Below are 11,971 nucleotides of genomic sequence, written 5' to 3' on the forward strand. Positions count from 1 at the left end.
GCGGGTTGGTCTGGTCCATGAACTGCGAGAGCTGCGACGAGCCGAAGAACTCGCGTACCGCCGCCACCGCGGGCTTGGCGTTGATGAGGTCGTTGGGCATCACCGTCGACACGTCGACCGAGCTCATGCGCTCCTTCACCGCGCGCTCCATGCGGAGCAGGCCGACGCGGTACTGGTTCTCGAGCAGCTCGCCGACCGAGCGGACCCGGCGGTTGCCGAGATTGTCGATGTCATCGACCTCGCCCCGGCCGTCCTTCAGCCCGACCAGCATCTTGACAATCGACAGGATGTCCTCGGTGCGCAGCGTCGTCAGCGTGTCCTCGGTCTCCTGACCGAGACGCATGTTGAGCTTGACGCGGCCGACCGCCGACAGGTCGTAGCGGTCGGGATCGAAGAACAGGCCGGCGAACAGCGCCTCGGCCGTCTCCAGCGTCGGCGGTTCGCCGGGGCGCATCACGCGATAGATGTCGGACAGCGCCTGCTCGCGCTCCTCCGCCTTGTCGGCGCGCAGCGTGTTGAGCATCCACGGACCGGTGGTGACATAGTCGATGTCGAGCACTTCGATGCGGTCGATCCCGGCGCGGTCCAGCTTCTCCAGGATGGAGAACTTGCCTTCCTTGCGCTCGGCGTCGGTCAGCTCACGGATTTCCTCGCCCGCCTCGACATAGATCTCGCCGGTCTTCTCGTCGATGAGGTCATAGGCGGAGAAGCGCCCGAAGATCTCCTCGGTCGGGATCAGCAGCTCGGTCAGCCCGTCCTTGGCCGCCTTGTTGGCGGCGCGGGGCGTGATCTTGACGTTGGCGGGAAACACGACCTCGCCGGTCATGGCGTTGACCAGCTCGAACCGCGGCGTCGCGCCGCGATAATTCTCGGGCTGATAGGGGACCTTCCAGCCCCCGTCGCCGCGCACGAACGTCAGGCGGTCATAGAAATAGTTGAGGATGTCCTCGCCGGTCATGCCGAGCGCGTAAAGCAGCGCCGTCGCCGGCAGCTTGCGCTTGCGGTCGATGCGGACGTTGACGACATCCTTGGCGTCGAACTCGAAATCGAGCCACGATCCGCGATAGGGGATCACGCGCGCGACGAAGAGATATTTGCCCGACGCGTGCGTCTTGCCGCCGTCATGGCTGAACAGCACGCCCGGCGAACGATGCATCTGCGAGACAATGACGCGCTCGGTGCCGTTGATGAAGAAGGTGCCGTTCTCGGTCATGAGCGGCATGTCGCCCATGTAGACGTCCTGCTCCTTGATATCGATGACCGACTTGGCCTCCGTATCCGGATCCACCTCGAACGCGGTCAGCCGCAACGTCACGCGCATCGGCGCGGCATAGGTGATGCCGCGCTGGCGGCACTCCTCGACGTCGAACTTGGGTGGCTCGAGAACATAGTCGTCAAAGTCGAGATACGCGGTGCCGGCGAAATCCTGGATCGGGAAGACGCTGCGGAGCGTCTTCTCCAGGCCCGAGACGTGCCCGGTCGTCTTGTCGGAGCGGAGGAACTGCTCGTAGCTCTCGCGCTGCACCTCGATCAGGTTCGGCATCTGCACGACTTCGTGGATGTTGCCGAACACCTTGCGGATGCGCCGCTTGCGCGTGGTGGTCTCGCGCCGGGCCGTAGCCGCGTCGATCGCCTTGGTCGCCATGGGATTGCTCGCCTCGAAAACTAGTCGGAATGCCGGGCGCGGCAGATTACGCAAAAAAGCCGATCGCAAGGCTGCGTCGGCTCTCCAGCGTCCTGTATCCGGTCGGCCTCCCATTCGTCCGGAACGCTGCGCAATGGCGTTCCATGTCCCGAAGTCCGTGGATGGATGGTGATATAGGGGGAGGCTGTTGGATCGTCAACGCCGCCGACAGGGCACGGTCCCAACAGAGGGTGCCGGCCGGATCAGCCGTCGCGGCAACGGTCGCGGCGAGGGCGCATGGGGCGTGGTGGAGTAGAAAAGGGCGGCCCCGGAGTGCGGGACCGCCCTTTCTGGTTCCGGGAGGCCGTCACGGGAGTAAATCCCGTAACGTCGAACCCCGGCTTTCGCCGGGGCCGGCCGACCCGACGGGGATGCGGATCAGCCTCGGCTGATCCGTCTTTCCCGTTCGGGCTTACTTGACCTCCACCGTCGCGCCGGCGGCCTCGAGCTGGGCCTTGATCTTGGCGGCCTCGTCCTTCGACACGCCCTCCTTGACGGCCTTGGGCGCGCTCTCGACCAGCGTCTTGGCCTCGGTCAGCCCGAGCTGGGTGATCGCGCGGACCTCCTTGATGACGTTGATCTTCTTGCCGCCGTCGCCGGTCAGGATGACGTCGAACTCGGTCTTCTCCTCGACGGCGGGAGCGGCGGGGCCGCCGGCGCCGCCGGCAGGTGCGGCGGCAACGGCGGCGGCGGCCGAGACGCCCCACTTCTCTTCGAGCAGATTGGAGAGCTCGGACGCTTCCAGGACGGTGAGCTCGCTCAGCTGGTCAACCAGCGCATTCAGGTCTGCCATGATGATGTTCCTTCAGGTTCGATTGAGGTGAAAAGAGGGTGGGGGCGGGCTCACGCCGCCTCCTTCTCCGCATAGGCCTTGGCCAGCCGGGCGAGCATCGCCGCGGGCTCGGCGGTGACGCGCGCGATCTTGGTCGCCGGTGCCACGATGAGGCCGACGATCCGGGCGCGCAGCTCGTCCAGCGACGGCAACGTCGCCAGCGCCTGCACCCCGCCGACGTCAAGCGCCGTGGCGCCCATCGCGCCGCCGACGATCTCGAGCTTGTCGTTGGTACGGGCGAACTCGACCACCACCTTGGCGGCGGCGACCGGATCGACCGAGGTGGCGAGACCCACCGGCCCCGTCAGCAGGTCGCCGAGCGACAGATAGTCGGTGCCGTCGAGCGCGATCCTGGCGAGCTTGTTCTTCGAGACCTTGTAGGTCGCGCCGGCGTCCCGCATCCGGTTCCGAAGCTGCGTCGACTGCGCCACCGTCAACCCGTTGTTGCGGGTGACGACGACGACGCCGACCTCGGAAAAGGTCTGCTTGAGCTCGGCGACGGCCGCGGCCTTTTGAGCACGATCCATGCCATTCTCCACGTTGGGCGCGCCGAAACGCGCCCGGTTGCATCAGCCGACCCGCGCCGAGACGCGAGCCGGACTGTCCAGCGATGGGGAAGGGGAGTGCTGCCCGTTTCAACGGGCGGCCGTCCGGACGCACTCAGGCGCAACCGGCGTGAAATCCTGTTCCCCGTCTCGGCAGGAGATTAAGCCGGGAAGCCCGGCGCCTGCTGTCTAGGACGGTATACCCGGCCGAGGCCGGACGGTCGGGGCCCCTAGCGGGGGCGGGGCGCGAGGTCAATGTCGTCCGTCAGCCGCCAGACGGAGCCGGCCGGGGCCGGCTCTGCTGGCGAGGTCCGGAACAACGCCGCTATTCCGCGCCACCCGTTAGCGGCACCGCACCTCGCTGTTGTTCTGGTCGATCGCCTTGCCCGCGACGGCGCCGACGGCCGCGCCGAGCAGCGTGCCGACCGTGCGCGAATGGCCGCCGTCGATGACGTTGCCGAGGATGCCCCCGGCGGCACCCCCGACGATCAGGCCCGTCGTGCCATCCGAACGCTTGCAATAATAACGCCCGTCATTGCCGGCATAGATGCGATCGTCGGTCGCCAGCACGGTCTCGGTGCGGCCGGGGCGGTAATAGCGCGACGGATCGTAATTCGGGTCGTAGCGGTCATCGTCCTGGTAGTAGCCGTTGCTCTGACGATAGGCGGGCGGCGGCGGTGCCGCATTGTTGTAGCCGTAGCGGCTGCGTGATTGCTGATAGCGGTCGGCCTCTTGCCGGAAGACCTGATACTCGCGGTCGAAGCGCTCCTGCGCAGCGCGGAAGCGCGCGTCGTCGGCCGACGACTGGGCGAGCACGGGCGCGGCGGCGCCGGCGAGCGTGGCAGCGGCGACGACCGCGGTGATGACACGGGTGAGCATGGAAACGGGTTCCTCTTCGTTACAGGCCCGGATCGGATCCGGGCGAACCGCCACTACGGTTGCGGCCCCGTATCGTTCCTGAACGGGGGGTGCCGTGGGAAGGTCTCAAAGGTCGTGCAGCACCGAAGCAGTTCCGTCATGCCGGTCTCGTGCCCGCACCTGCCGCCGAACAGCGTTTCCGGTTGACGGGCGAACCTTGGCGTGAGGGCCGGTATAGGGCCGGTATGACGGGGAAGGACTGGATGCGGTCAAGCGGGGTGCGGCGTAACGTCGCTGGCTGGTCCAGTGGTTCTTCAGCGCCAACGCCTGATCATCTGTCCTGCGCCACCGGGCCTTCCAGCGAATATCGGTCGAAGGGGGCCTGCCCGTAGCCGACCGGCGCCCGCGCGATCGGTTGACAGATCGAGACGCTGCGAACCCTTGCGATCGTGTGCGGCCAGTCGCTGCGAGCTTCCGCGAGTCTGGCTTGATCGAGCGGAACGCGGGACTCCCTGATCTGCTCGCGAATGGCGTTGCCCCACAGGCGGATCAGCTTGGCGCGATAACCGATCTCCCCGAGGGAGCGCCTGAGCTGGCCGACCTCGTCCAGCCCGATCGGACGGCCGGGGCCGACGATCGAGAAGACATCGGCCCAGTTGACCATCTCCGCCCGATTGAGATCGGTCATCTCCTTCCCGCCATTGGCCAGCTGACCATAGATCAGCACCTCCTCGCGCGGCAGCCGCGACGCGACGCCCGACGCCGTCAGCGCCGTCCATGTCGGCAGCTCGTAGGACCGGACGCTGGGCTGCCCGATCGATCCGATCGGCGGCAGCCTGCCCGTCGTGGAGGCCTCATCGAGCAGGGCCGAGATGTCGCGGATCCGCCGGGCGATGCATCGGGCGTAAAGCTCCCGCTCCTGGACGAGCGCGGACGTATCGGCGAGCTCCGATCCCAGCGAGGCCCGCGCTTCTCCCGCTTCATGGCGCCAGTGCCATGTCTCGGTCAGCTGCTCCGCCGTCAGCGCGATCAGCACGCCGACCACGATGATCCCGACTTCGCCGGCGAACTCGCGCCAGCCATGGACCGGTTTGATCTTGCGAATCTCGAACATGCCACCCCCTTCGCGGCCCCGTAGCAAGGGCATGTTTCGTCGTCACGGCCATGCCTGGACCGCCAGGCGGCGGACCCCACGCCGCACGCAATGAAGATCGATGATGCGCGAGCCGCCTGAGAGGGCCTCACCCCGCCGTCACGAAGCTGTCCATCACCCGCTTGCGTCCCGCCGCGTCGAAGTCGATCTCCAGCTTGTTGCCCTCGATCTCGGCGATCGCGCCGTGGCCGAACTTCTGGTGGAAGACGCGCTGGCCAACCGCCAGGTCGCTGCGGCCCTTGTTCCCCAGGCTGACGGAGGGGCCGCGGCTCTCCACCACGCGGGCCGGCGCGGTGGTGAACGTGCGGGCGGTCCAGTCGCCCCCGGGTTTCGCCGCGTCGAGCGTGCCCGCGGCGCGCTGCCAGCCGGGGCCGCGTCCCGTGCCGCGGGCGACATCGGCGAAGGGATCGGCGCGCTCGCTCCAATTGGCGCGCCAGAGCGATTCGCCGCCGCTCATCGTCGTCTCCGCCTCGATATGCTCGGCGGGCAGCTCGCCGACGAAGCGCGACGGGATGCTCGACGTCCACTGGCCGTAGATGCGGCGATTGGCGGCGTGGAGGATCACGGCCCGGCGGCGCGCGCGGGTGATCGCGACATAGGCGAGGCGGCGTTCCTCCTCCAGACTGCGCAGGCCGCCCTCGTCGAGCGCGCGCTGCGAGGGGAACAGGCCCTCCTCCCAGCCGGCGAGGAACACGGTGTCGAACTCCAGCCCCTTGGCGGCATGGATGGTCATGATCGTCACCTCGGGGGTGCGGACGCCGTCCTCGCGCTCCATCACCAGCGACACATGCTCCAGGAAGGCGCCGAGCGATTCATACTCCTCCATCGCGCGGACCAGCTCGGACAGGTTCTCCAGCCGGCCGGCGGCCTCGGCGGACTTCTCGGCCTGCCACATCGTGGTGTAGCCGCTCTCGTCGAGCAGCTGGCGGGCGAGCTCGGGGTGCGGCAGGTCGCGCGCGCGGTCACGCCAGCGGGCGATGTCGCCGATCAGGTTGCCGAGCGCGCGGCGCGCCTGCGATGTCAGCTCGTCGGTGTCCAGGATGCGCGCGGCGGCGAGCGTGAGCGACAGGCGCTGGTGCCTCGCGAGCTGGTGGAGCTTCGCCATCGCCTTGTCGCCCAGCCCGCGCTTGGGCGTGTTGACGATGCGCTCGAAGGCGAGATCGTCGGCGGGCTGGTTGACGATGCGCAAATAGGCGATCGCGTCCCTGATCTCCATCCGCTCGTAGAAGCGCGCGCCGCCGACGATGCGATAGGGCATGCCGATGGCGATGAAGCGGTCCTCGAACTCGCGCGTCTGGTGCTGTGCGCGGACGAGGATGGCAACCTCGTCCAGGCTCTTGCCGGCGCGTTGCGCCGCCTCGATCTCGTCGCCGACGCTGCGCGCCTCTTCCGGCCCGTCCCATACGCCGAGCACGCGGACCTTGTCGCCGGCGTCGAGCTCGGTCCACAGCGTCTTGCCGAGCCGGCCGCCATTGTTGGCGATGACACCGGAGGCGGCGCCGAGGATGTGCGGCGTGCTGCGGTAATTCTGTTCGAGGCGGATGACCTTGGCGCCCGGAAAATCCTTTTCGAACTTCAGGATGTTCTCCACCTGCGCGCCGCGCCAGCTGTAGATCGACTGATCGTCGTCGCCGACGCAGGCGATGTTCTTGCGCTGCTGGGCGAGCAGCCGCAGCCAGAGATACTGGACGGCGTTGGTGTCCTGATACTCGTCCACCATGATGTAGCGGAAGCGCTGCTGATACTGCTCCAGCACGTCGCGGTGCGTCTTGAGCACGGTCAGCACGTGGAGCAGGAGATCGCCGAAGTCGCACGCGTTCACGCCGCGCAGCCGGTCCTGGTAGCGCTGGTAGAGCTCGCCGCCGCGGCCATTGGCGTAGCGCTCGCTCTCGCCCGCGTCGATGTCGGCGGGCACGAGCCCCTTGTTCTTCCACTCGTCGATCAGGCCGGCGAGGCTGCGGGCGGGGAACCGCTTCTCGTCCAGGTCGGCAGCGACGATGAGCTGCTTCAGGAGGCGCAGCTGGTCGTCGGTGTCGAGGATGGTGAAGTTCGCTTGCAGCCCGACCAGCTCGGCATGGCGGCGCAGCATCTTCGCGCCGATCGCGTGGAAGGTGCCGAGCCAGGGCATCCCCTCCACCGCCTCACCGACCAGCCGGCCGACGCGCTCCTTCATCTCGCGCGCCGCCCGGTTGGTGAAGGTGACGGCGAGGATCTCGGACGGCCACGCCTTGCGGGTGTAGAGCAGATGCGCAAGGCGGGCGGTGAGCGCGGCGGTCTTGCCCGTGCCCGCGCCCGCGAGCATCAGCACCGGGCCTTCGGTCGTCAGCACGGCCTCGCGTTGCGGCGGATTGAGGCCGCGCAGATAGGGCGGATCGGCGAGCTGCCCCGCTTGGCTTCGAGTGTCGGTCACGGCGGATGAACAGGTAGGGAACGCGGGCGCTGAGGGCAATCGCGACGTGCTTGTCACAAATGCTTAATGCAGGCGTCAGCTTTTGCGCTACATAGGCCGTTCATGCGACATGTTGGAGCCAATGGCCCGGTCCTGCCGGGCAAATGGATGATCGGCGGGGCGGCGGCGAGCGTCGCCGCGGTGGCGGTGCTGATGCATGTCGCCGGCCTGCAGGTCGATCCGGCCGCGCCCAGCCTGTGGCCCTTCTACGCCTGCGGCGGAGTCGCGACGGGGCTGTGCGTCGGCTTCCGCAAGCGCACGCAGCCGCATCACCGCGTGCTGCGCGACCTGGCGGAATATCTGGCGCTGGCGACGCTGATCGCGATCGTCGGTGCGCTGGCGAGCTATCCGGACGCCGCCGTGTCGCATGGCTTCATCGATCCGACCCTGGCGCGCGCCGATGCCGCGCTGGGGTTCGACTGGGTCGCCTGGTATCGGGTCGTCGCCGCGCACCGGTGGCTGCAGCTTGGCGGGCGCGTCGCCTATGACGCCATCTACTGGACGCCGGCCGCGATCCTCGCCTTTTTCGCCTGGACCGGGCGACAGGATCGCGCGCGCGCCCTGCTCGCGTCGCTCGCGATCGCGGCGGCGATCACGCTGACGCTATTCGCCTTCCTGCCGGCGGTCGGCCCGTTCGCCTATCTATGGCACGGCCCGGCTCCGTACATGCCGGTCAGCGGGTTGTGGCAGCCGCTGCTGATCCCGCCCTTGCGCGAGCATCACCTCCATGTCGTCGATGTCGGCGCGCTGCGCGGGCTGGTGTCGATCCCGAGCTATCATACGGCGGCGGGCGTGCTGTTCATCGCCGCCGCGTGGCCGGAGCGGCGGCTGCGCTGGCCGGTGCTGGCCGTCAACGCGGCGATGCTGCTGGCGACACCGGTCGAGGGGACCCATTATCTGGTCGACATGATCGCCGGCGCGGGCGTGGCCGGCGTTGCGCTGGCGCTGGTGCGCGGGCTCCACGCCGGTCTGCGCGAGCGACGTGGCGCGGCGCCCGAGCAGGGGCGCTACGCGACGCTGTAGCGAGGCGCCGGGCCGGCGCGACGGCTGGACGATCCCGTCGAGGCGGCGCTGACGCATGCGGCGGACCTGCTCGCCGGCTCTTGCAGCTGAAGCCGCGGCAGACGATCTTCTTTTCCGATACCAAGGGGCTGTCACGGGACTGTAACATAAGTGTCACGCAGGCCGGGCAAGGACATTCCATGGCTACTCTCGCCCCGACGATGATCGGGACGCGCCCGCGCGCTCACAGCGCCGTGCTCGACCAGACGATGCACCCTGCGGGGCGCTGGCTGTTTTTTGCTGCCGCGGTGCTGGGGCTCGGCTATGCCGGGATCAGCATCTTCACCGACACGCAGCATGTCGGCGAGAATATCGCGATCGGCGCTTTCCTGTTCCTGGGGCTGGCGCTGCTGATCGCGCTCGGCTTCGAGTTCGTGAACGGTTTCCACGACACCGCCAACGCGGTCGCGACGGTCATCTACACCAATGCCCTGCCGGCGCATGTGGCGGTGGTGTGGTCGGGGGTGTGGAACTTCATCGGCGTGCTCACGTCGTCGGGCGCGGTCGCCTATTCGATCATCACGCTGCTGCCGGTCGATCTCATCCTCCACGTCGGCAGCGCCGGCGGCTATGCGATGATCTTCGCGCTGCTGCTGGCGGCGGTGATCTGGAACCTCGCAACCTGGTTCGTCGGGTTGCCCAATTCATCGAGCCATGCGCTGATCGGCTCCATCCTGGGGGTCGGGCTCGCCAACCAGCTGCTGGCGCCCGCCCCGGGTGGCACGTCGGGGGTGGAATGGGGGCAGGCGATCAAGGTGCTGAACGGCCTGTGGATGGCCCCGCTGCTCGGCTTCGGCGCGGCGATGCTGTTGCTGCTGGTGATGAAGGCGCTGGTCCGCAATCCGAAGCTCTACCGGGAGCCGGAAGAGGGCGCGCCGCCCCCGGCCGGGATCCGCGCGCTCCTGATCCTCACCTGCACCGGCGTCTCCTACGCGCACGGCAGCAATGACGGGCAGAAGGGCATGGGCCTCATCATGCTGATCCTGATCGGCGTCGCCCCCACCGCCTACGCCCTCAACCGCACCATGCCGGAAAGCGCGACACCCGCTTATGTGGCGAGCGCCGACGCCGCGGCGGGCGTGCTGGCGTCCCACGGCCGTGCCGGCGAGGACGTCGCGTCCGCGCGGGGCGTGTTGACGGAGGCGTTGCGGACCAAGCAGGTGACCTCACCGGCGGTGTACGGTGCGGCGGCGGCGGTGAGCCGCGACGTGACGCAGCGCATCCGCGGCTATGGCGCGATCCGCAACGTGCCGGCGGCGGCGACGCCCAACCTGCGCAACGACATGTACCTGGTGCTCGACACGACGCAACGGATCGCCAAGGCCAAGCCCGCGGGCTTCAGCGAGGGCGAGCTGAAGACGCTCGGCGGCTATCAGACGCAGCTGGAGCAGGGCACGCGCTACATCCCGACCTGGGTCAAGGTGGCGGTGGCGCTGGCGCTCGGGCTCGGGACGATGATCGGCTGGCGGCGCATCGTCGTCACGGTCGGCGAGAAGATCGGCAAGCAGCACCTGACCTATGGCATGGGCGCGGCGGCCGAGATAGTCGCGGCGGTGACGATCCTGCTGGCGGACCGCTTCGCCCTGCCGGTCTCCACCACGCACATCCTGTCATCGGGGGTGGCGGGCGCGTCGGTGGCGAACGGCGCCGGACTGCAAGGGCGCACCGTGCGAAACCTGGCACTCGCCTGGGTGATGACGCTGCCCGCCGCGATGGCGCTGTCGGGCATGCTCTACTGGCTGTTGCTCACGCTCACGCGCGCCGCAGGTCTGTAACGCGTCAGACGACGATCCGCAGCATCGGGTGGTGCGCCTGCCGGCCATCGGCCGCCTCGGCCAGATCAGACGGCGTTCCGTCAGCTCGCGGTGGATGCCGCGAACGTCGCTGCTGGTCGCCGCCTCCGGGAGTCGCGTCTGACGATCGGCGCGGCGCAGAATTGCCGTTGTTCGACGTGGAGGCTCAGGCGGCCGCTTGCAGGAGCGTCAGCCTGGCCTTGCCGTGGATGCGATCGGCGTCGACGGCGAAGCCCTTCACCACCACGGGCTCGTCGCGCGCGGTTTCGATGCTGATCCAGGTGGCGGGCCCGGTCCAGCCGAGGCGGGCGAGGCGCTCGAGCGCCACCACGCCGGCGCCGGTGCCGTAGGGCGGGTCCAACAGGATGAGGTCGATTGGCTGCGGCGCGGGGCCGAGCGCGAGCACGGACGCCGGCCGGACCTCGGCCGCGAGCGCCAGGCGCGCGAGGTTGGCGCGCAGCGCGTCGAGCGCGGCGCCGTCCTGCTCGACGAACAGGCACGACGCCGCCCCGCGCGATAGCGCCTCGATACCGAGCGCGCCGGAGCCCGCGAACAGGTCCGCGACCGTCAGCCCTTCGAAGCTGCCCAGCCGACTCGTCAGCATCGAGAACAGCGCCTCGCGCGTGCGGTCGGCGGTGGGGCGGGTGGCCAGGCCCTTGGGGGCGATCAGGGGGCGGCCGCGCAGCCGTCCGGCGATCACCCTCATGCGCGGGGCTTGGGGCGGCGGGGACCGGCCTTCGGCTTCGCCCGCGCCCAGCCCGGCTTGCGCTCCGGCCTGGGCGGGCGGGGCGGGGTGTCGGGCCGGTCGCTGCCTCGTGCCTCCGCGGCCGGCGAAGCTGCACGGCTGGCTATCCCGCGCGCGGATTTCGGATCGGCTCTGCCAGCGGCAGCGTCGATCCGATGCGGGGCCTTGTTGGCTCGGACCTGGGGTGAAGGAGCAGGCTCGCGCTTTGGTTCGGGCGATCGGTGCCTAGCCGGCCGCCCACCCCCGGCCCCTCCCGCTCGCGGGAGGGCAGGTTGAACCGCGGCCGATGGCATGCGTGCTGAGACGACGCGCTCCGGCCCGGACGTTTTTCCGCTCTTGAGCGTCCGCCGGAACTCCTCCAGGTCCGCCGCGCGCGCCTCGCCCACCTCCCCCGGCGGCAGATCGCCGAGCACGAACGGGCCGTAGCGCGTGCGGATCAGCCGGCCGACCCTGAGCCCCAGATACTCCAGCACCCGGCGGACTTCGCGGTTCTTGCCCTCCGTCAGCGTCAGCTCGATCCAGACGTTGGCGCCGGTGCGCCGCTCCAGATTGGCGTCGATCGCGCCGTAGCGGACGCCCTCCACCTCCACGCCTTCGATCAGTGCCTCCAGCTGGGCCTGGCTGACCTGGCCGTAGGCGCGGGCCCGGTAGGTGCGCGCGACGCCGGTGGCGGGCAGCTCCAGCTGACGCTTGAGACCACCATCGGTGGTGAGCAGCAGCAGGCCCTCCGTATTGAGATCGAGCCGGCCGACGGGAACGACCCGGGGCAGCTCGGATGGCAGGCGATCGTAGATGGTCGGGCGGCCGCGCGGGTCGCGCTCGGTGACGAGCAGGCCGACCGGCTTGTGAT

The 11,971-nt window shown here is 69.1% G+C and carries 9 protein-coding genes and 1 pseudogene; 2 read left to right on the top strand and 8 right to left on the bottom strand.

The annotated features are described in order from the left end of the window. The 6 genes and pseudogenes from ACFE64_RS13170 to ACFE64_RS13195 form a co-directional block, all read right to left on the bottom strand. Positions 1–1,645, bottom strand: a pseudogene (locus ACFE64_RS13170) (DNA-directed RNA polymerase subunit beta); the annotation flags it as partial. Between the two features lie 451 nt (positions 1,646–2,096). Continuing rightward, positions 2,097–2,477, bottom strand: coding sequence for a 50S ribosomal protein L7/L12 (gene rplL, locus ACFE64_RS13175; protein WP_375392920.1), 381 nt, complete (start codon positions 2,475–2,477; stop codon positions 2,097–2,099). A 50-nt stretch (positions 2,478–2,527) separates the two neighbouring features. After that, positions 2,528–3,043: a 50S ribosomal protein L10 gene (gene rplJ / locus ACFE64_RS13180; protein WP_375392921.1), complete on the bottom strand. Its 516-nt coding sequence runs from the start codon at positions 3,041–3,043 to the stop codon at positions 2,528–2,530. Positions 3,044–3,403: 360 nt separating this feature from the next. After that, the gene (locus ACFE64_RS13185; RefSeq protein ID WP_375392922.1) at positions 3,404–3,940 is read right to left on the bottom strand and encodes a glycine zipper 2TM domain-containing protein; all 537 of its coding nucleotides are present in this window, start codon (positions 3,938–3,940) and stop codon (positions 3,404–3,406) included. Between the two features lie 310 nt (positions 3,941–4,250). After that, positions 4,251–5,033 (bottom strand): hypothetical protein, encoded by a 783-nt coding sequence (locus ACFE64_RS13190; protein WP_375392923.1) that lies wholly within the window; start codon positions 5,031–5,033, stop codon positions 4,251–4,253. Between the two features lie 127 nt (positions 5,034–5,160). Next, on the bottom strand, positions 5,161–7,482 hold the full coding sequence (locus tag ACFE64_RS13195; protein WP_375392924.1) for an ATP-dependent helicase: 2,322 nt from the start codon (positions 7,480–7,482) through the stop codon (positions 5,161–5,163). Positions 7,483–7,584: 102 nt separating this feature from the next. On the opposite strand from ACFE64_RS13195, the gene ACFE64_RS13200 reads away from it, so the two are divergent. Further along, positions 7,585–8,544: a phosphatase PAP2 family protein gene (locus ACFE64_RS13200; RefSeq protein ID WP_375392925.1), complete on the top strand. Its 960-nt coding sequence runs from the start codon at positions 7,585–7,587 to the stop codon at positions 8,542–8,544. A gap of 179 nt (positions 8,545–8,723) precedes the next feature. Further along, on the top strand, positions 8,724–10,358 hold the full coding sequence (locus ACFE64_RS13205; protein WP_375392926.1) for an inorganic phosphate transporter: 1,635 nt from the start codon (positions 8,724–8,726) through the stop codon (positions 10,356–10,358). Positions 10,359–10,542: 184 nt separating this feature from the next. Here ACFE64_RS13205 and rsmD read toward each other — a convergent pair whose 3' ends face one another. Both rsmD and ACFE64_RS13215 read right to left on the bottom strand, forming a co-directional pair. Continuing rightward, positions 10,543–11,082 (bottom strand): 16S rRNA (guanine(966)-N(2))-methyltransferase RsmD, encoded by a 540-nt coding sequence (rsmD, locus tag ACFE64_RS13210; protein ID WP_375392927.1) that lies wholly within the window; start codon positions 11,080–11,082, stop codon positions 10,543–10,545. Then, the coding region (locus tag ACFE64_RS13215) for a pseudouridine synthase (protein ID WP_375392928.1) at positions 11,079–11,971 on the bottom strand (893 nt) is incomplete at its 5' end. The genes ACFE64_RS13215 and rsmD, both read right to left, overlap by 4 nt.

The organism is uncultured Sphingomonas sp., assembly GCF_964250165.1.
Taxonomy (GTDB): domain Bacteria; phylum Pseudomonadota; class Alphaproteobacteria; order Sphingomonadales; family Sphingomonadaceae; genus Sphingomonas.

Bases quoted from the DNA above. Each gene is read 5' to 3' on its own strand.
- ACFE64_RS13205 (WP_375392926.1), top strand. From the start codon at position 8,724: ATGGCTACTCTCGCCCCGACGATGATCGGGACGCGCCCGCGCGCTCAC.
- rplL (WP_375392920.1), bottom strand. From the start codon at position 2,477: ATGGCAGACCTGAATGCGCTGGTTGACCAGCTGAGCGAGCTCACCGTC.
- ACFE64_RS13200 (WP_375392925.1), top strand. From the start codon at position 7,585: ATGCGACATGTTGGAGCCAATGGCCCGGTCCTGCCGGGCAAATGGATG.
- ACFE64_RS13190 (WP_375392923.1), bottom strand. From the start codon at position 5,033: ATGTTCGAGATTCGCAAGATCAAACCGGTCCATGGCTGGCGCGAGTTC.
- rplJ (WP_375392921.1), bottom strand. From the start codon at position 3,043: ATGGATCGTGCTCAAAAGGCCGCGGCCGTCGCCGAGCTCAAGCAGACC.
- rsmD (WP_375392927.1), bottom strand. From the start codon at position 11,082: ATGAGGGTGATCGCCGGACGGCTGCGCGGCCGCCCCCTGATCGCCCCC.
- ACFE64_RS13185 (WP_375392922.1), bottom strand. From the start codon at position 3,940: ATGCTCACCCGTGTCATCACCGCGGTCGTCGCCGCTGCCACGCTCGCC.